This is a genomic window from Rossellomorea oryzaecorticis (assembly GCF_038405515.1).
Lineage (GTDB): Bacteria > Bacillota > Bacilli > Bacillales > Bacillaceae_B > Rossellomorea > Rossellomorea oryzaecorticis_A.
This window is the reverse complement of record NZ_JBBYAF010000028.1, coordinates 1-20,335: the sequence shown is the minus strand read 5'-3', so window position 1 is coordinate 20,335 and position 20,335 is coordinate 1. Positions and strand designations below refer to the sequence as shown.

At 44.1% G+C, this 20,335-nt stretch carries 19 protein-coding genes and 2 other annotated features; all 19 genes read right to left on the bottom strand.

Annotation, left to right across the window (positions count from 1 at the left end):
• Positions 1-43: 43 nt before the first annotated feature.
• A complete protein-coding gene (rpoC, locus tag AAEO50_RS14085) occupies positions 44-3,643 on the bottom strand; it encodes a DNA-directed RNA polymerase subunit beta' (protein WP_341984747.1) in 3,600 nt (1,199 codons plus the stop codon).
• 51 nt (positions 3,644-3,694) lie between these two features.
• A complete protein-coding gene (rpoB, locus tag AAEO50_RS14080) occupies positions 3,695-7,252 on the bottom strand; it encodes a DNA-directed RNA polymerase subunit beta (protein ID WP_341984745.1) in 3,558 nt (1,185 codons plus the stop codon).
• A gap of 240 nt (positions 7,253-7,492) precedes the next feature.
• The gene (locus tag AAEO50_RS14075) at positions 7,493-8,092 is read right to left on the bottom strand and encodes a class I SAM-dependent methyltransferase (RefSeq protein WP_341984743.1); all 600 of its coding nucleotides are present in this window, start codon (positions 8,090-8,092) and stop codon (positions 7,493-7,495) included.
• A gap of 90 nt (positions 8,093-8,182) precedes the next feature.
• Complete coding sequence (gene rplL, locus AAEO50_RS14070; protein WP_341984740.1) at positions 8,183-8,542, bottom strand: 50S ribosomal protein L7/L12; 360 nt, start codon at positions 8,540-8,542, stop codon at positions 8,183-8,185.
• 58 nt (positions 8,543-8,600) lie between these two features.
• Positions 8,601-9,101: a 50S ribosomal protein L10 gene (gene rplJ / locus AAEO50_RS14065; RefSeq protein ID WP_175989565.1), complete on the bottom strand. Its 501-nt coding sequence runs from the start codon at positions 9,099-9,101 to the stop codon at positions 8,601-8,603.
• Positions 9,102-9,143: 42 nt separating this feature from the next.
• Positions 9,144-9,290, bottom strand: a sequence feature (ribosomal protein L10 leader region).
• Between the two features lie 51 nt (positions 9,291-9,341).
• Positions 9,342-10,043, bottom strand: a complete 702-nt coding sequence (gene rplA / locus AAEO50_RS14060) for a 50S ribosomal protein L1 (protein WP_175986341.1) — start codon at positions 10,041-10,043, stop codon at positions 9,342-9,344.
• Between the two features lie 128 nt (positions 10,044-10,171).
• A complete protein-coding gene (rplK, locus tag AAEO50_RS14055) occupies positions 10,172-10,597 on the bottom strand; it encodes a 50S ribosomal protein L11 (protein WP_032085258.1) in 426 nt (141 codons plus the stop codon).
• Positions 10,598-10,773: 176 nt separating this feature from the next.
• The gene (nusG, locus tag AAEO50_RS14050; protein WP_341984731.1) at positions 10,774-11,307 is read right to left on the bottom strand and encodes a transcription termination/antitermination protein NusG; all 534 of its coding nucleotides are present in this window, start codon (positions 11,305-11,307) and stop codon (positions 10,774-10,776) included.
• Positions 11,308-11,473: 166 nt separating this feature from the next.
• Complete coding sequence (gene secE / locus AAEO50_RS14045; protein WP_175986338.1) at positions 11,474-11,653, bottom strand: preprotein translocase subunit SecE; 180 nt, start codon at positions 11,651-11,653, stop codon at positions 11,474-11,476.
• A gap of 49 nt (positions 11,654-11,702) precedes the next feature.
• Positions 11,703-11,849 (bottom strand): 50S ribosomal protein L33, encoded by a 147-nt coding sequence (rpmG, locus tag AAEO50_RS14040; RefSeq protein WP_341984726.1) that lies wholly within the window; start codon positions 11,847-11,849, stop codon positions 11,703-11,705.
• Between the two features lie 73 nt (positions 11,850-11,922).
• Positions 11,923-12,579 carry an RNA polymerase sporulation sigma factor SigH gene (sigH, locus tag AAEO50_RS14035; RefSeq protein WP_341984724.1) on the bottom strand — a complete coding sequence of 219 codons (657 nt, stop codon included), beginning with the start codon at positions 12,577-12,579 and terminating at the stop codon, positions 11,923-11,925.
• 68 nt (positions 12,580-12,647) lie between these two features.
• A complete protein-coding gene (locus AAEO50_RS14030; RefSeq protein ID WP_341984722.1) occupies positions 12,648-13,157 on the bottom strand; it encodes an NYN domain-containing protein in 510 nt (169 codons plus the stop codon).
• A gap of 6 nt (positions 13,158-13,163) precedes the next feature.
• The gene (rlmB, locus tag AAEO50_RS14025; protein ID WP_341984720.1) at positions 13,164-13,907 is read right to left on the bottom strand and encodes a 23S rRNA (guanosine(2251)-2'-O)-methyltransferase RlmB; all 744 of its coding nucleotides are present in this window, start codon (positions 13,905-13,907) and stop codon (positions 13,164-13,166) included.
• Between the two features lie 3 nt (positions 13,908-13,910).
• Positions 13,911-14,324, bottom strand: coding sequence for a Mini-ribonuclease 3 (locus tag AAEO50_RS14020; protein ID WP_341984718.1), 414 nt, complete (start codon positions 14,322-14,324; stop codon positions 13,911-13,913).
• On the bottom strand, positions 14,324-15,727 hold the full coding sequence (cysS, locus tag AAEO50_RS14015) for a cysteine--tRNA ligase (protein ID WP_341984716.1): 1,404 nt from the start codon (positions 15,725-15,727) through the stop codon (positions 14,324-14,326). Before cysS ends, AAEO50_RS14020 begins: the two co-directional genes overlap by 1 nt.
• Positions 15,724-16,374, bottom strand: a complete 651-nt coding sequence (cysE, locus tag AAEO50_RS14010; protein WP_341984714.1) for a serine O-acetyltransferase — start codon at positions 16,372-16,374, stop codon at positions 15,724-15,726. Before cysE ends, cysS begins: the two co-directional genes overlap by 4 nt.
• A 197-nt stretch (positions 16,375-16,571) precedes the next feature.
• Positions 16,572-16,789: a binding site (T-box leader), on the bottom strand.
• Between the two features lie 46 nt (positions 16,790-16,835).
• Positions 16,836-18,293 (bottom strand): glutamate--tRNA ligase, encoded by a 1,458-nt coding sequence (gene gltX, locus AAEO50_RS14005; RefSeq protein ID WP_341984712.1) that lies wholly within the window; start codon positions 18,291-18,293, stop codon positions 16,836-16,838.
• A gap of 416 nt (positions 18,294-18,709) precedes the next feature.
• Positions 18,710-19,192, bottom strand: coding sequence for a 2-C-methyl-D-erythritol 2,4-cyclodiphosphate synthase (gene ispF, locus AAEO50_RS14000; protein ID WP_341984710.1), 483 nt, complete (start codon positions 19,190-19,192; stop codon positions 18,710-18,712).
• A gap of 1 nt (position 19,193) precedes the next feature.
• Positions 19,194-19,889 (bottom strand): 2-C-methyl-D-erythritol 4-phosphate cytidylyltransferase, encoded by a 696-nt coding sequence (gene ispD / locus AAEO50_RS13995; protein ID WP_341984707.1) that lies wholly within the window; start codon positions 19,887-19,889, stop codon positions 19,194-19,196.
• Positions 19,890-20,335: the final 446 nt, after the last annotated feature.

Below are 20,335 nucleotides of genomic sequence, written 5' to 3'. Positions count from 1 at the left end.
ACTCTTAGAATGTTTCCACAATCTAAGAGTTAGCCGTATTAGATTACTCTACTGTAACTGTTTCTTCGCTTGTTTCTTCAGCTAAAACAGGTTCTGCCTTACGGTAGCGCTGCATGCCTGTACCAGCAGGTACCAGTTTACCGATGATGACATTTTCTTTCAATCCTAGAAGCTCATCGCGTTTTCCTTTAATTGCAGCATCCGTCAACACGCGGGTTGTTTCCTGGAATGAAGCTGCAGATAAGAAGGAATCCGTCTCAAGGGAAGCTTTCGTGATTCCGAGCAATACAGGTCTTCCTGTTGCCGGAATGCTTCCATCAAGCAATGCTTTTTCATTCGCATCTCTGAACTGGTGAATGTCCATAAGAGTACCTGGAAGTACTTCAGTTTCACCAGCGTCGATCACGCGAACTTTTCGAAGCATTTGACGAACCATCACTTCTACGTGCTTATCGCCGATCTCAACCCCTTGCATACGGTATACTTTTTGTACTTCGCGCAGCAAGTATTCTTGAACGGCTGATACGTCACGCACTTTAAGAAGTTCTTTCGGATCGATCGAACCTTCTGTAAGTTCTTGTCCACGGGCCACTTTATCGTTGACTGCGAACTTAAGACGTGCTGTATAAGGAGCTGTGTAACTTCTTGTTTCCACATCACCTTGAACAGTGATTTCGTATTGACGGTCTTTTCCTTCACTGATGGAAGTAATGACACCATCCATTTCAGAGATGACAGCCTGACCCTTAGGATTACGCGCTTCGAAGATCTCTTGGATACGCGGTAAACCTTGAGTGATATCGTCTCCTGCAACCCCACCGGTATGGAACGTACGCATCGTTAACTGTGTACCAGGCTCCCCGATTGATTGCGCAGCGATGATACCGACTGCTTCTCCTACCTCTACCTTCTGACCAGTAGCTAAGTTTGTACCATAACATTTTTCACATACGCCGTGGCGTGTGTTACATGTAAATGCAGAACGGATTGAAACGTGTTCAACACCCGCATCTACGATGGCCTTCGCTAAGTCTTCATTAATCAACTGATTTTCATCGACAAGAATTTCATCTGTTTCCGGATGACGCAATGTCTTACGTGAGTAACGGCCAAGCAGACGCTCTTCAAGAGGCTCGATGATTTCTGTTCCTTCTTTGATGGAACCAACCAATAGCCCTCTATCCGTTCCGCAGTCCTCTTCACGTACAATGACATCTTGAGCCACATCAACAAGACGACGAGTCAAGTAACCTGAGTCAGCTGTCTTCAGTGCTGTATCGGCAAGACCTTTACGGGCACCGTGTGTAGAGATAAAGTATTCAAGAACCGTAAGTCCTTCACGGAAACTTGATTTGATCGGTAATTCAATGATACGACCAGCCGGGTTGGCCATCAGACCACGCATACCGGCAAGCTGAGTGAAGTTAGATGCGTTACCACGGGCACCTGAGTCACTCATCATGAAGATCGGGTTGCGCTTATCAAGCGTCGCCATTAATTTACCTTGAATTGTATCTTTCGCAGCACTCCAGATAGAGATGACACGATCATATCTCTCATCTTCTGTAATCAGACCGCGTTTGAATTGCTTCAACACGTTATCCACTTTACTTTGTGCTTCTACAAGGATTTGTTCTTTTTCAGCTAATACTACGATGTCGGCGATACCAACTGTAATACCTGCTTTCGAAGAATACTTGAATCCTAAATCTTTCATTTTATCGAGCATTCGGGAAGTTTCAGTGATTGCGAACTTCTTGAATACTTCAGCAATGATGTTTCCTAAGAAACCTTTTTTGAATGGGTTGATTAACTCACGGTTTTTAATCTCTTCTTTGATATCAGTTCCTGGATCAACAAAGTACTTTTCAGGTGTAGCTTCTTCCAAGTTCGTCTTTGTCGGTTCATTAATGAATGGGAAGGAGTCCGGTAAAATCTCGTTAAAGATTACTTTACCAACCGTTGTTAATAACATTTGTTTGTTTTGTTTTTCAGTGAACGTTTTGTTATCGAGTGTTCCTGCATGTATTCCAATACGGGTATGCAAGTGTACATAACCATTTTGATAAGCAAGCAGTACTTCGTTTGCGTTAGAGAAGACCATGCCTTCGCCAACAGCATTTTCACGTTCAAGTGTCAGGTAATAGTTACCTAATACCATATCCTGTGATGGTGTAACGACTGGCTTACCATCTTTAGGATTCAAGATGTTTTGAGCAGCAAGCATCAACATGCGCGCTTCAGCTTGAGCTTCAGAAGATAAAGGTACGTGAACCGCCATTTGGTCACCGTCAAAGTCGGCGTTGTATGCAGTACATACGAGCGGGTGAAGACGGATCGCTCTACCTTCTACAAGAGTTGGTTCAAATGCTTGAATACCAAGTCTGTGAAGGGTTGGTGCACGGTTTAAAAGAACAGGGTGTTCTTTGATTACCTCTTCCAATACATCCCAAACTTCCGGCTGTACGCGTTCAATCTTTCGTTTTGCACTCTTGATGTTGTGGGCCAATCCTTTTTCAACGAGCTCTTTCATAACAAATGGCTTGAATAATTCAAGTGCCATTTCTTTCGGAAGTCCACATTGATACATTTTCAGATTAGGTCCAACAACGATTACAGAACGACCAGAATAGTCAACACGCTTACCAAGAAGGTTTTGACGGAAACGACCTTGCTTCCCTTTAAGCATGTGAGAAAGAGATTTCAATGGACGGTTACCTGGTCCTGTTACCGGACGTCCGCGGCGGCCATTGTCAATCAATGCGTCGACAGCTTCTTGGAGCATACGCTTTTCATTCTGTACGATAATGCTTGGGGCACCAAGATCCAATAATCGCTTTAAACGGTTGTTACGGTTGATGACCCGACGATATAAATCGTTCAAGTCAGATGTTGCAAAACGTCCTCCATCCAACTGAACCATAGGACGAAGCTCAGGAGGGATGACAGGCAGTACGTCAAGGATCATCCAATCAGGATCATTTCCAGAGTTTCTGAATGACTCGACAACTTCAAGACGTTTGATTGCACGGGTACGGCGTTGACCTTGAGCTGTTTTCAGTTCTTCTTTTAAGAAATCAGCTTCTTTATCGAGATCAATATCCTGCAGAAGCTTTTTGATGGCTTCGGCACCCATTGCAGCCTGGAATTTCACTCCGTATTTTTCACGGTATGCACGGTATTCTTTTTCAGAAAGAAGCTGCTTTCTTTCAAGAGCCGTATCACCTGGTTCTGTTACAACGTAGGAAGCGAAGTAAATGACTTCTTCCAATGCACGCGGGGACATGTCTAATACTAATCCCATACGGCTTGGAATTCCTTTGAAGTACCAGATGTGAGATACAGGAGCAGCAAGTTCGATGTGACCCATACGTTCACGGCGAACCTTCGCTTTTGTTACTTCAACTCCACAACGGTCACAAACTACGCCTTTATAGCGTACACGTTTGTATTTACCGCAGTGACATTCCCAGTCCTTCGTAGGACCAAAAATACGTTCACAGAATAAGCCGTCTTTTTCTGGCTTTAATGTACGATAGTTAATGGTTTCCGGTTTTTTGACTTCCCCGAAAGACCACGAACGGATCTTATCGGGGGAAGCTAAACCAATTTTCATATACTCAAAGTTATTTACATCTAGCAAGGGGCCTACCTCCCTTTTAATCTACAGGCTCTAACCCTAATTGCTCTAAATTTATTCCTTTGACCCAACTGTCTCGGATTGTTGCTCATTAGACTCAGATATATTTAGCGTATCGGCTTGTTGTACTTCTTCTTCGTCCTCTAAGTCACGCATTTCAATTTCTTCTTCGGTGCTTGAGAGGATCTTGACATCCATACCTAAACTTTGAAGCTCTTTGATCAGAACCTTGAATGATTCTGGAACCCCAGGCTCAGGTACGTTTTCTCCTTTGACGATTGCTTCGTATGTTTTCACACGGCCGACAACGTCATCGGATTTAACTGTAAGGATTTCTTGGAGTGTATAAGCAGCACCATATGCTTCAAGTGCCCATACTTCCATCTCACCGAAACGCTGACCACCGAATTGAGCTTTACCACCCAACGGCTGCTGCGTAACAAGTGAGTAAGGACCAGTAGAACGAGCGTGAAGCTTGTCATCGACCATGTGGGCCAGCTTGATCATGTACATGATTCCAACTGATACACGGTTGTCAAACGGTTCACCTGTTCTACCATCGTAAAGAACGGTTTTGGCATCGCGTGCCATTCCAGCTTCTTCGATTGTAGACCAAACATCTTCCTCACGGGCTCCATCAAATACAGGTGAAGCAACATGAATGCCAAGATATCTTGCGGCCATACCCAAGTGAAGCTCAAGCACCTGACCGATGTTCATACGTGATGGTACCCCTAATGGGTTAAGCATGATATCGATTGGTGTACCGTCTGGTAAATACGGCATGTCTTCCTCAGGTAAGATCTTCGAGATAACACCCTTGTTACCATGTCGGCCGGCCATCTTGTCACCTTCAGAAATCTTACGCTTCTGAACGATGTAGACGCGGACCAGCTGGTTGACACCCGGTGGCAGTTCATCGCCGTCTTCACGGTTGAAGACTTTCACATCAAGGATAATTCCGCCGCCGCCATGAGGTACGCGAAGGGATGTATCTCTTACTTCACGAGCTTTCTCCCCGAAGATTGCATGTAATAAGCGTTCTTCAGCTGTCAGCTCTGTTACACCTTTAGGCGTTACTTTACCTACAAGCAAGTCGCCATCTTTTACTTCTGCACCGATGCGGATGATTCCACGTTCGTCAAGATTGCGCAGGGCATCTTCACCGACATTCGGAATATCGCGAGTGATTTCTTCAGGCCCAAGCTTTGTATCACGGGACTCAGACTCATATTCTTCAATATGAATAGAAGTATAAACATCGTCTTTTACAAGACGCTCACTCATGATGATCGCATCTTCATAGTTGTAACCGTCCCACGTCATGAAACCAACCATAACGTTACGTCCCAAGGCTAACTCGCCTTTTTCCATTGAAGGACCATCAGCAAGGATTTCTCCAGTTACTACACGGTCGCCTTCACTTACGATCGGACGCTGGTTGTAACAAGTTCCCTGGTTGGAACGGATGAATTTTTGCATACGATACTTATCGAGGTCACCCTTCACTTCCTGACCATCGATTTCTTTCACGCGGCGAACCCAAACTTGTTTCGCTTCAACTTTTTCCACAACACCTTCATGCTTACAGATGACTGCAGCTCCGGAGTCTTTTGCTGATACGTGTTCCATACCAGTTCCCACAATCGGAGACTCAGGATTCATAAGAGGTACTGCTTGTCGCTGCATGTTCGCTCCCATCAGGGCACGGTTGGAGTCATCGTTCTCTAAGAAAGGAATACATGCTGTCGCAGCTGATACTACTTGTTTAGGCGATACATCCATGTAGTCAAGACGCTCACGCTTGATTACCGTGTTTTCACCACGGAAGCGCGCGATTACTTCTTCATCCAGGAATGAACCATCATCTCCAAGACGTGCATTCGCCTGTGCCACTACATAGTTGTCTTCTTCGTCTGCTGTCAAGTAATCGATACGGTCAGTTACTTTACCGCTATCAGGGTCAACACGACGATAAGGTGTTTCAATAAATCCAAATTTATTCACTTTCGCAAAAGAAGAAAGTGAGTTGATCAGTCCGATGTTCGGCCCCTCAGGTGTTTCAATCGGACACATACGGCCATAGTGGGAGTAGTGAACGTCACGTACTTCGAAGCCGGCACGTTCACGCGTCAGACCACCAGGTCCTAATGCAGATAGACGGCGTTTATGCGTCAATTCTGCTAATGGATTCGTTTGGTCCATGAATTGAGACAGCTGTGAGCTTCCAAAGAACTCTTTAATGGAAGCGATAACCGGACGAATGTTGATCAGCTGCTGCGGAGTGATCGTGTTTGTGTCCTGGATGGACATTCTTTCACGAACTACTCGCTCCATACGGGAAAGACCGATACGGAACTGATTTTGCAGCAATTCGCCAACCGAGCGTAAACGACGGTTACCTAAATGGTCGATATCATCTGTAAATCCTACCCCATGCAATAAATTGAAGAAATAAGAGATGGAAGAAATGATGTCAGCAGGTGTGATGTATTTTACTTCTTCCTCTACATACGCGTTGCTGATCACATTAATCTCTTGTTCTCCTTCTTCATTAGGAGAGTAAATCTTAATAGATTGCAGAAGAACATCTTCTTCCAATACCCCGCCGGACTGCTGGTAAGTCTTGAATCCGATTCCTTCTTCCAAATAAGGAATGACTTTATCAAGAGTACGACGATCAAGAACCGTGCCTTTCTCTGCAAGAATCTCGCCCGTTTCAGGGTCTGCTAGAGTTTCTGCTAGAGTCTGACCGAATAAACGGTTCTTAATATGAAGCTTTTTATTCATCTTATAACGTCCAACGTTTGCCAAGTCATAACGCTTTGGATCAAAGAAACGTGAAACGAGTAAACTTTTAGCATTTTCTACTGTAGGAGGCTCTCCCGGACGCAGACGCTCATAGATTTCGAGCAATGCTTTGTCGATACCTTCCGTGTTGTCTTTCTCGAGCGTGTTACGAATGTACTCATTATCACCGACTAAATCGATGATTTCTTGATCAGAGCCAAACCCAAGGGCACGTAAAAGAACCGTTACCGGCAGTTTGCGAGTTCGATCAATTCGCACATATACAACATCTTTAGCATCTGTTTCATACTCAAGCCAAGCTCCGCGGTTTGGTATAACGGTAGCAGTAAACCCTTTCTTTCCGTTCTTATCTACTTTTCCGCTAAAGTAAACACTAGGTGAACGTACAAGCTGAGATACGATAACACGCTCAGCTCCATTAATGACAAAAGTACCTGTATCCGTCATCAATGGGAAATCACCCATAAATACGTCTTGATCTTTCACTTCTCCAGTTTCCTTATTCACAAGACGGACTTTCACCCTAAGCGGCGCAGAGTAAGTTACATCTCTTTCCTTTGATTCTTCCACCGAGTACTTTGGCTCTCCCAGACTATAATCAATAAATTCTAAAGAGAGATTACCAGTGAAGTCCTCAATCGGAGAAATGTCACGGAACATTTCTCTTAACCCCTCATCAAGAAACCATTGATACGAGGAAGTTTGAATTTCGATTAAATTCGGCAATTCTAAAACTTCACTGATACGCGCAAAACTTCTGCGTTGGCGGTGTCGTCCATACTGAACTAGTTGACCTGTCAACTGATTCACCCCTCAAATCAAGCGTTTTGGTTGTGTCTATATTGTCTAGGGCAGATATGCACACTACACAAGACAAAAAGAAAAAGGGTTTTAATGATAAAACCTCATTTTCATATGACGAACTATTATTTTATAATCTTTTCCAATTTATCCAATATGTATACATATGGACACAATACCGGAAAATAATATTTTTGCATTTTATAATGTTATCATAGCGCATTAGCTACGTCAACGGATTTATTTGACCGACCTCAAAATGTAGTAACCTTTTTTTCTTGCTGCGATTTCTACATTTGAAAATAACTCTTCCATTTTATCCATGGCAGATGGAGCACCTTGCTTCTTCTGAATAACGACCCACAACTCACCTTTATCAGCCAAGTAGTCATAACTCTCGGAAAGTATTGAATGGACGGTTTCTTTACCTGCTCTGATAGGAGGATTTGTAAGAATTGCCGCAAACCTCTTCTCTTTCACATTTTGATAACGGTCACTTTGATAGATGCTGATATTCTGGACGCCGTTCGCTTTCGCGTTTTCACTTGCCAACGAGAGTGCCCTTTCGTTTACATCGATCATATGAACCATCCGGTCTTCAAAATCTTTCGCCAAAGTCAAACCGATCGGCCCATAACCGCAGCCAACATCCAACAAGTCACCTTCTGTTTCAGGCAGTTCGAAGCTCTCAATTAATGTGCGCGAACCGAAATCCACTTCTCTTTTTGAAAAAACTCCCTGATCCGTTTTGAAACGCAAGGAATGCCCCTTGAGTTCAAATTGAATGCTTTGCGGGTTGCTTTCTACCTCTGGTTTATTGGAATAGTAGTGATTAGTCATTATTACACCTCCATCATTAAAGAGCTTCTAAGTAGAATCAAAAGAAGAAAAAAGCCCGCTTATAAAGCGAGCTTTTCTTCTATGCGATTATTACTTAACTTCTACGCCAGCGCCAACTTCTTCAAGTTTAGCTTTAAGCTCTTCAGCATCTTCTTTAGAAACGCCTTCTTTAAGAGCTTTTGGAGTGTTGTCAACAAGTTCTTTCGCTTCTTTAAGTCCAAGACCTGTGATTTCACGAACAACTTTGATAACTTTGATCTTTTGAGAACCAGCGCTCTCAAGAACAACGTCAAATTCAGTTTTTTCAGCAGCAGCTTCTGCTCCGCCACCAGCTACAGCTACAGGTGCTGCAGCAGTTACTCCAAATTCTTCTTCGATTGCTTTTACTAGATCGTTTAATTCAAGAACTGACATTTCTTTAATCGCGTCAATGATTTGCTCTTTACTCATTTTAAATTTCCTCCTTAGTGTGTTTGTTCATTTTATTATTCAAGCGACTCTGTTTAACTTACGCGCCTTGTTCTTCTTTTTGGTCTGCAACGGCTTTTGTAGCCAATGCGAAGTTGCGCATTGGAGCTTGAAGCACGCTGAGTAGCATAGAAAGAAGTCCTTCGCGGCTTGGAAGTTCAGCGATAGCTTTAACATCTTCAACAGATGTGATTGTTCCTTCGATAACACCAGCTTTGATTTCAAGTGCTTCGTGTTCTTTAGCGAAGTTATTAAGGATCTTGGCAGGAGCTACAACTTCTTCTGAACTGAACGCGATTGCGTTTGGACCAGTTAAGAATTCGTTCAACCCTTCAAGACCAGCTTCTGCTGCAGCACGACGAGTCATAGTGTTTTTGTACACTTTGAAGTCGATGCCAGCTTCACGAAGTTGTTTACGAAGCTCAGTTACTTCAGAAACATCTAGGCCACGGTAATCTACGATGATTGTAGATACACTGTTCTTTAGCTTGTCAGAGATTTCTCCAACGATGTGTTGCTTTTGTTCTAGAATGCTGCTCATCATTACACCTCCTGTAGATTGACTGATGAACATTTATACCGTCATCCAATAAAAAATGCCCTTATATCATTGTAGACATAAGGGCATCGCTAACACGCATCACATGCGTATTTTTTATCGCAATTACCTCGGCGGGAAATTAAGCTCAGAGTGAGCACCTGCTGTCTACGGTACAAATGTATTCGTTTTTTAACAACAGAACTAATTATAATGACTAGTTCTCAGTAAGTCAATACCAAATTATGCCTTAACTGCAAAAGTTGATGGATCAACTTTAACGCCAGGACCCATTGTTGAAGTAACAGCAACGTTCTTCATGTAAGTTCCTTTAGCTGCAGAAGGTTTAGCTTTAAGCATTGTTTCATACATAGTTGTGAAGTTCTCAACTAATTTTTCGCTGTCGAAAGAGATCTTCCCAACAGGAACGTGTACGTTACCAGCTTTGTCAGCACGGTATTCTACTTTACCAGCTTTGATTTCGTTAACAGCTTTTTCAACATCGAATGTCACTGTTCCCGTTTTAGGGTTTGGCATTAAACCTTTAGGTCCTAATACACGACCAAGTTTACCAACTTCACCCATCATGTCCGGAGTCGCAACGATTACGTCGAACTCGAACCAACCTTGAGTGATCTTGTTGATAAGGTCTGCATCACCAACGAAGTCAGCGCCAGCAGCTTCTGCTTCTTTTGCTTTTTCGCCTTTAGCGAATACAAGAACCTTTTGAGTTTTACCAGTACCGTGAGGAAGCACAACTGCTCCACGGATCTGCTGGTCATTCTTACGAGTATCTACACCTAAGCGGAACGCCACTTCAACAGTTGCGTCAAACTTAGCGATGTTTGTTTTCTTTACTAATTCGATTGCTTCTTCAACTGAATAAGCTGTAGTACGATCTACAAGCTTTTGAGCTTCAAGAAACTTTTTACCTTTTTTAGCCATTTTATAATTTCCTCCTTGATGTGGTTTTAGCGGAATAACCTCCCACGAAATAAGGTTGCGAGAGTGAAACAATACATTTCATCATCGCAACCTCGTTCAACAGGAACATTCAAATAAGCGAAGCTGGATTAGTCTTCGATGACGATACCCATGCTGCGCGCAGTTCCTTCTACCATGCGCATAGCTGATTCAACGCTAGCTGCATTTAAGTCAGGCATTTTTGTTTCAGCAATTTCACGTACTTTATCGCGTTTAAGTGTTGCCACTTTTTTGCTGTTAGGTTCGCCTGAACCAGACTCGATACCAGCCGCTTTCTTAAGTAGAACAGCTGCAGGTGGAGTTTTTGTGATGAATGTAAATGAACGGTCTTCAAATACCGTAATTTCAACAGGAATGATTAAGCCAGCTTGATCTGCTGTACGTGCATTGAATTCCTTACAGAATCCCATGATGTTAACACCTGCTTGACCTAATGCAGGACCAACCGGTGGAGCTGGATTAGCTTTACCTGCAGGAATCTGCAATTTAACCATTTTGATAACTTTTTTAGCCACGAGACACACCTCCTTAAGTCCGTGATGTGGTTATTGGGCTTTTCACCCTCCCACTCAAATGTAAAAAATGTCTTTATCAACATAAAGAACGTTTATTAGTTTCAGTATCTCTTGTCGAGACGCACTGACTTATGAAATATTATCACTTTTTTCGAGTGATTTCAAGTTCTTTTCCATTATAATTTATCAATTTGAGAGAAATCAAGTTCTACCGGGGTATCTCTGCCGAACATATTCACATGAACTTTGACTTTTGATTTGGCAGAATCGATTTCTTCAATCGTACCTGTGAAGTTAGCAAACGGTCCTTCGTTCACTTTCACTGTCTCGCCCAATTCGAAATCTATCTCTATCTTCTTCTCGGACATGCCCATTTGTTTCAGAAGATACGTCACTTCTTCAGGAAGCAGCGGTGTAGGCTTTGATCCCGAACCAGTCGAACCGACGAAGCCTGTTACTCCAGGGGTGTTACGAACAACATACCAGGAATCATCTGTCATGACGATTTCCACGATCACGTAACCTGGGAATACTTTCTTCTTAACTACTTTCTTTTTACCGTTCTTAATATCTGTTTCTTCTTCTTCAGGTACGAGAACGCGGAAGATCTTATCTTGCATCCCCATTGATTCAACACGTTTTTCAAGGTTCGCTTTGACCTTGTTCTCATATCCTGAATAAGTATGAACTACATACCAATTCTTCTCCATTTGATAGGACTTAGCGTCCGTCCCTCCTCGCTATTTAAAGAATACTATTTGACTTTTTTCTCCAAATGAAAAAACCCGTAAAAATGAACGGGCTTCAAGGTCATGTACTCTATTAATGTTCATTATACCATGCTTTGACATGTTATATACAACAAAATCTATCTTTCTATTTAGAACCGATAATTAAACGCATTAATTCAGAAATTCCTAAATCGATCACTGCAAAGAAAACAGCAACGAACACAACTGTCGTGATAACAGTGATTGTGTAGCGTGTTAATTCTTTACGTTTTGGCCAGCTGACCTTTCTCATCTCTGATGCAACATTGCGAAAGAAATTAACCATCCTTTTGTAACCTCCAACTTGTATCAATACGCAAGACTTCTCACTCAGGCTATTTTGTTTCTTTATGCAGGGTGTGAGCATTGCACTTATTACAGAACTTCTTTATTTCCAGCCTCGCCGATTGATTGCGGTTACTCGGAACACTGTAATTTCTTGAACCGCACACCGAACAGGCCAATACTAATTTAGCAGTCATATCATTCACCTAAAATATACATAGTAAGTCCTATCAAAAATAACACGGGCACCAATTTGTGTCAATCATACAATTACATCGTTATTTCCCGTACCTCAAGATATCTCTCGAGCTTACGCTTCACCCGCTGTAAAGCGTTATCAATTGATTTGACATGACGGTTCAATTCTTCCGAAATTTCCTGATAGGATTGTCCATCCAGATAAAGCGCCAGGACTTTCCTCTCAAGGTCGCTGAGAAGCTGGGCCATCTTATCTTCCATATTATCGAATTCTTCGCGATTGATAATCAACTCTTCAGGATCCATCACCTTCGCACCTGAAATAACATCTAACAGAGTCCTGTCAGATTCATCATCATAAATGGGCTTATCCAACGAAACATATGAATTAAGCGGTATATGCTTCTGTCTGGTGGCTGTCTTGATGGCCGTGATGATCTGCCTCGTAATACAAAGTTCGGCAAATGCTTTAAAAGAGGTAAGCTTGTCCTCCTTATAATCACGGATTGCTTTATAAAGGCCAATCATACCTTCCTGCACGATGTCCTCTTTATCTGCTCCGATTAAAAAATATGAGCGTGCTTTTGCTCTCACAAAATTCCGATACTTTTTGATAAGGAAATCGAGCGCTTCGCTATTCCCATGTTGGACGGCAGCCTCTATTATCGCTTCATCATCCATTTCCTCAAACTGACTGGTAAATGTATCCTTCTTGGTGATATTGCTCATACACATCCCCCCGAGCAAAACAATAGATAGAAATATTATACATTACAGAAAATTCAATCGTCAACCGCTCATCGTTCTCCCCGGCGCCATTTTTCGAAGATTTCAGCAACTTCATCCGATAGCTGAATCTTGGAAGGCGGCTTATTGTCAGAGGATTTCCGGACTTTTCTCTCAATCTTTTTTTCAATCACTTTTATTTCTGTCAGGAGCTCCCTTGCGGATTTACGGAGAGCTCCCTGACCGAAAATCGCCCACTGTTCAGTGAAATCGGATGTGGCAACATGGATCTGGGTCTTAATATTGCCGAGCTCGATGGCGAGCTTCTCGATTCGTTCATCCGCTGTTTCATTTTCTCTTGTGAATAATACTTCCACCTTATAATTATTGTATTTACGCGCAATTCCCTGGACGTAGTATGCATCAAATACCACGATGACCCGGTAACCGGTATACCCCTGATATTCGGCCATTTGCTCGACCAGCCGGTCCCGGGCTGCAGCTAAATCCTTTTTCTTTAGGTCATTCAGTTCCGGCCAGGCACCTATGATGTTGTATCCATCCACAAGGAGAATATCCATTATCCTCTATTCTCCCAGCGGGTGGCGATTCCGGTAAACCTCATACATTAAGATACTGGCTGCCACCGAAGCATTCAAAGATGTGACATGGCCTGCCATCGGAAGCTGAACAAGGAAATCACACTTATCACGAAGGATACGGCTCATACCCTTTCCTTCACTTCCAATAATGAGTCCGATCGGCAGCGTCCCATCAAGCTGGCGGTAATCCTGCTTCCCTTTCGCATCCGTCCCGGCAACCCACACACCGCGTTCTTTCAGCTCATCCACCGCTCTCGAGAGGTTGGTGACACGTGCAACTGGAATATGTTCAATAGCCCCTGTTGAAGCTTTCGCTACTGTTGAGGTCAAGCCCACCGCTCTCCGTTTAGGAATGATGATCCCGTGAGCGCCTGTTGCATCTGCTGTTCTCATGATGGATCCAAGATTGTGAGGGTCCTCAAGCTCGTCCAGAATAAGAACGAATGGATCCTCCCCTTTCTGTGCTGCTTTATCGAAAATATCATCGATTTCTGCATATTTATAAGCAGCAACCGAAGCCACCACCCCCTGATGGTTCTCTGCTACCATTTGCTCGATTTTTTTCTTGGGAACATATTGAATCATCACATGTGCTTCCTTGGCAAGACCCAGGATCTGCTGGATCGAACCCTTCTGAGAGCCTTCCGCTATCCATATTTTATTAATTTCCCGCCCTGCTTTCAGTGCTTCAATGACGGGGTTTCTTCCACCAATAAAGTCTTTGCTCATTTCTTATTCCTCCTTTCCATGACTGTCAAAAATGATCTTTATCAATTCTTCTAATCGTTCTGTTCTGTTCAGTAAAAATAAGTATCCGATCAGCGCTTCAAAAGCCGTGCTGTGGTTATACGTCTGCACATCAGTATTCTTGGGAACACTTCCTGATTTCGCATTGCGCCCGCGCTTGACGATACTGATTTCTTCTTCTGTCAGGCGTTCTTCATCAAAAAGCTTTTTCAGAATCGCGGCCTGCGCTTTTGCTGATACATAGTTTGTTGCCGCTCTATGAAGCTGGTTTGGTTTGATTTTACCCTTTGTCAGGAGGAGCTGCCGTACATACGTTTCATAGACGGCATCCCCCATATATGCAAGGGCAAGTGCATTTATTTGTTTGGCATCGATACGTTCATTTGTTTCGTATATCATCAGGACCCTCTTTTCCAGCGGGTACCCTGCGGTGTGTCCTCTAAAATGATATTCATTTCTTTCAATGTGTCACGAATTTCATCCGCCAGCTTGAAGTCCCGGTCTTTACGGGCTTGTATACGCTTTTCAATTAACGCCTCAACTTCTTCATCCAGTAGTTCTGTTTCCGCTTGCAGGCTGAGACCCAGTACCTCAAAGAAATCTTCAAATTGATGAAGGAAAGAATCAATGACCTCCACAGCCGTATTCTTCTCCATCAAATAATAGTTCGCTTGCTTGGAAAGCTCAAACAGGACGGATATACCATTTGCAGTATTGAAGTCATCATCCATTTCAGAGATGAATTGTTCTTTTAACCCCGCTACCTTGTCAAGCCATTCCTGGTTGTGATCCGTAAGGTCTGAACTCGATTCCTTGCGGTGTTTAAGATTCTCATATGCCGTCTTGATACGGTCAAGGGCTGTTCCGGCATTTTCCAGGAGTTCAAGGTTGTAGTTAATTGGATGGCGATAATGAACCGACAGCATGAAGAACCGGAGAACCTGCGGGTCCTGTTCTTTAATAATGTCATGAACCAATACGAAATTACCAAGGGACTTAGACATCTTTTCATTATCAATATTGATGTAGCCATTATGCATCCAGTACTTGGCGAACGGCTTGCCTGTCATAGCTTCTGACTGTGCAATTTCGTTTTCATGGTGAGGGAAAGCGAGATCCTGTCCCCCTGCATGGATATCGATGCTATCACCCAAATACCGTTTTGCCATTGCGGAGCACTCGATGTGCCAGCCCGGACGTCCTTCTCCCCATGGACTATCCCATGAAATTTCGCCTTCCTTGGCCGCTTTCCATAGAACAAAATCAAGTGCATCCTCTTTTTTATCACCTACATCGATACGCGCCCCTGCTTTTAGATCATCGATTGGCTGATGAGACAGCTTACCGTATCCTTCGAATTTTCTCGTGCGGTAATACACATCACCCTTGGACTCATATGCATAGCCTTTTTCAACAAGGGCGGAAATGAAGTCGATAATCGTGTCGATATTCTCAGTAACGGTTGGATGAATATCCGCTTTTTTGCACCCGAGCGCTCCTGTGTCCTCGAAATACGCTTCGATAAAACGCTTGGCGATGGTTGGAACTTCCTCACCCAATTCATTCGCCGCTTTGATCAGCTTATCATCGACATCTGTAAAATTGGATACATATTGAACATCATATCCTCTGTATTCCAGATAACGTCTAACTGTATCGAACACAATCGGAGGACGTGCATTTCCGATATGAATATAGTTATATACGGTAGGCCCGCACACATACATTTTCACTTTACCCTCTTCAAGCGGATGAAATTCCTCTTTCTTTCTTGTTAACGTGTTATATAAACGAATCGTCATATTGATCGACTCCTTCCCTCATAATCCTTCAGTAATGTTTTCAATTCATCGATTTCTTCCTGCATCTGTTTCATTCGATCGTATACGGGATCGGGCAGGTTGCTGTGATTCAGGTCTTTCTGGACCTTTACTCCATCCCTTATTACAATTCGGCCGGGAATGCCGACAACCGTTGAATTGGGAGGTACATCCTTCAGTACCACTGATCCGGCACCCACTTTAGAATTTTCTCCAACTACGATCGAACCTAATACCTTGGCGCCCGTCGCAATCAGTGCGTTATCATGAATCGTCGGATGACGCTTCCCTTTCTCCTTGCCGGTACCACCTAAGGTGACTCCTTGAAAGATCGTCACGTTATCCCCTATTTCACATGTCTCACCAATCACCACACCCATACCGTGGTCAATGAAGAAGCGGCGTCCGATCTTTGCCCCGGGATGAATTTCAATCCCAGTGAAGAAGCGGCCTATTTGCGATATCACGCGTGCCAGAAAGAAGAACTTTCGTTTAAAAAACGCATGAGCGATCCGATGAGACCAGATTGCATGCAGGCCCGAGTATGTCAGAATCACTTCAATATAACTTCTGGCAGCCGGATCCTGTTCAAATACAACATCTATGTCTTCTTTGAAAGTCTTAAACATTGTCTCCCCTCCTATCTAGAAAAGCGCAAGCGCCTTGTTCAGCCCCACCAACGCTCTTGGGCCGACCAGTGAAGTCGTTCTTTGACTCCACCCGGCGGACCGAAACGTCTCGAGGGGCTAGGCGCTGGAGCTGGCCATTTCTCAAATTCAAGTTATACTTTCTTAGAAAAATAAAAAAACGCCCCTGTCATCATAATGACAGAGACGCATAGGCAGCGCGGTTCCACTCTGATTGAGAAGGATTTCCCTTCTCCACCTTGACCTGTTAACGGCAGGGAAACCGCCATTACCTACTTATTTCAGTAACGGGCTCTGAGGTGCATTTCAGGAAAGGAGAGGCCTAAACCACTTTCAGCCGGTGATGGTTCTCTCTAATAAGCGTCCTTTTCTTACTTCTCCTCATCAACGCGATTCGTATAAATTAAATGGTACTCTTACTATATTACATTTATTCGAAAATGTTAACCTAAAAGACTTTGAAGACGATGCTTTACTTTATCTTTCCCTAAAAGTTCGATCGCATTCGGCAATTCTGGGCCATGTGTCTGTCCGGTCACGGCCACGCGGATCGGCATGAACAGCTTTTTCCCTTTATGGCCAGTCGATTTTTGAACGGCTTTGATTGATTTTTTGATTTCAGCCGCTTCGTAGTTTTCAAGCGCATCGATTTCTTCCAAGAAAGCCTGAAGTACTTCCGGCACCTGCTCTTCATCCAATACCGCTTTTGCATCCGAATCATATTCAAGATCAGTCTTGAAGAACATGTCAGACAGTTCAACGATTTCTGCACCAAAGCTCATTTGCTCCTGATAAAGGGAAATGACACCTTTTGCCCATTCACGTTTTTCATCTGTCATTGGTTCATCAAGCTTCCCAGCCTTGATCAAGTGAGGAAGCGAAAGCTCAACAACTTGATCAAGTTCAAGATTCTTCATGTATTGATTGTTCATCCATGTCAGCTTCTGGTTATCGAAAAGAGCAGAAGAAGTGGATAAACGTTCCGGATCAAAGATTTCAATAAACTGGTCTTTTGAGAACAATTCTTCTTCTCCTTTAGGTGACCAGCCTAATAGTGCGATGAAGTTGAATAACGCTTCCGGCAGATAACCGAGGGCTTCATATTGCTCGATGAATTGGATGATGCTTTCATCACGCTTGCTAAGCTTCTTACGGCTTTCATTCACGATCAGCGTCATATGCCCGTATACAGGCGCTTCCCAGCCAAATGCTTCAAAGATCATTAACTGTTTAGGCGTATTCGAGATATGATCTTCCCCGCGAAGGACGTGAGAGATCTTCATCAAGTAATCATCCACCGCTACGGCGAAGTTATACGTAGGTGTTCCATCCTTCTTCGCAATAACGAAATCACCGATTCCATCCGATTCGAAGGAAACATCTTCTTTCACGATGTCGTTGAAAGAGTATACCTTGCCTGCAGGCACTCTGAAACGGATGCTTGGCTGGCGTCCTTCTGCAGCCAGGCGTTCCTGGTCTTCTTTCGTCAAATTGCGGCATTTGCCCGAATAGCGGGGCATCTGACCAGCAGCCGTCTGCGCTTCACGTTCAGCTTCAAGCTCTTCTTCTGTGCAATAACACTTATAAGCCTGTCCGCTTTCTAACAGCTCGTTCAGATACTGCTCATAGATATGGTTACGTTCAGATTGGCGGTAAGGACCATATTCACCCGGCTTATCGACGCTTTCGTCCCAATCAATGCCAAGCCATTGCAGGTATTTCAACTGGCTTTCTTCGCCGCCTTCAATGTTTCTCTTTTTATCTGTATCTTCAATTCTGATGATGAATTTGCCGTTTACACTGCGGGCATATAGATAGTTGAATAATGCTGTTCTTGCGTTACCGATATGTAAATGTCCCGTTGGACTCGGGGCATAACGTACACGAACTTCATTTGTCATGATTGTTTCCTCCTTAAAATGAACGAGCTTTCAATTCCTCTGACCTATTTTAACACCGTTGTGACAGGGAATAAAGCGAATTTCAATGGTTATTTCTTTTTGAAAACATCTAACTGAGTCCGTTAATTTCCGCGGCAGGCGCTCGCTTTCCGCGGGCGGTCCGGGAGCCTCCTCGGCGCTCTGCGCCTGTGGGATAGAAAAGCGGAGGCGGCTCGTTCAGAGGCGACAAGCATAAGGCGAACAAGCCGGAAAGGCGCTCTTTGCCTTTTTGGCTTGTTTGACTTATGACCTCGAGCCTCTAGCCGCCGGAGCTGGACAAGTCTCGACTTTTTCTCTATTTCCCGCAGGAGTCGAGTGCCTTCCGCTCCAATCAACTCAGTGGTGAGATCATTAATTCAAAAGCATTTCAACCTGAGTTAAACGCCTTTCTTTTGTATTAATACCGTCGTCTGGGCGGCGATTCCTTCTCCCCGGCCGGTGAAGCCCAGCTTTTCCGAGGTGGTTGCCTTGACGTTGACTTGGGTGATGTCAGCTTCGAGTAGTTCTGCGATACGCGCTCTCATTTCATCGATGTATGGAGCCATTTTCGGCTTTTGGGCGATGATGGTGCAATCGATGTTTCCAAGCTCATAGCCTTCGTCTTTTACAAGCATCCAGACATGCTGGAGAAGCTTAGCGGAATCGGCATCCTTGAATTCAGGGTCTGTGTCGGGGAAGTGTTTGCCGATATCCCCTGCCGCAATCGCCCCTAAGCATCCATCCGCTACCGCGTGAAGCAATACGTCCGCATCAGAGTGACCCAATAATCCTTTTTCATAAGGAATGGTAATCCCCCCCATGATGAGAGGTCTGCCTTCTGTTAATTGATGTACATCAAAACCTTGTCCGATTCTAAACATGTTAGTTCCCTCCACTCATTTCCTCTTGCTTCTTTACAATCGCTTCTGCAAAGTACAAATCTTCTGGTGTCGTCAGTTTAATATTATCGTAATCACTCTCAACGACCGAAACACCGAAGTTCATCCTCTCTACCAGGGAAGCATCATCGGTACCCAGGAACCCACCTTCAGCCGCTTCCGAATGCGCCCGTCTCAACAATGAAACACGAAAAGCCTGCGGAGTCTGCACCATCCACAAGCTTGAGCGTTCGATCGTTTGTTCGACCGCTCCATCGATTACTTTCTTGATGGTATCCTTGACCGGCACAGCAGCAATCGCGGCTCCCGACGATTTCGCCTCTTCCACAAGATGATGGATCGTCGTCGATTTAATGAATGGTCTTGCCCCATCGTGAACAAGAACGATCTCGTGGGAAACCTCAAGCAATGCATTATATACTGAGTGCTGTCTTTCCTCCCCGCCCTCGACCAGTTTAACAACCTTTTGGATGTTGAAGCGCTTGATCAATCTTTGGAACGCTTCCCGATCGCCGGGATGGATGGCTAAATAGATGCCTTTGCAGTATGGGTCATGATCAAACACACGCAGTGTATGGATAATGACAGGGCAGCTATTCAATTCAAGCAGCAATTTATTTTTACCTGCTTTCATTCTCTTTCCTTGTCCGGCAGCAGGAATGACAACTTGATACTCCATACCTTAACTCCTTTAATTCTGTCGTTTCTCAATTCTTATTATAGCTTACAGTATCAAAGGAGTCAGGGCAAAGTTGTTTGTAACACCGATATGAAAAAGGCAGCGGAAATACAGACCGTTCCTTTCCGCTGCAGGCACTTGCTTTCCGCGGGGAGGAAGTCGAGCCTCCTCGTCGCTCCTGCGGGGTCTCGACCTTTCCTCTAAATCCCGTCGGAGTCAAGTGCCTTCCGCTCCAATCCACTCTGGTTTAGAAAATATAGTGGCCATATCCAACAGCGACTTTACCGTCCAATTGGCTATGTTGAAAAACGAAAATAAATTTCAGGACTTTCTAGCAGTTGATTGGAGTGCAAGACGAAGACTCCTGCGGGAGAAGTGGCCAATGTGAGACCCCGCAGGGAGGTACGACCGAGGAGGCTCACGGGTCACCCGCGGAAAGCGAAGTC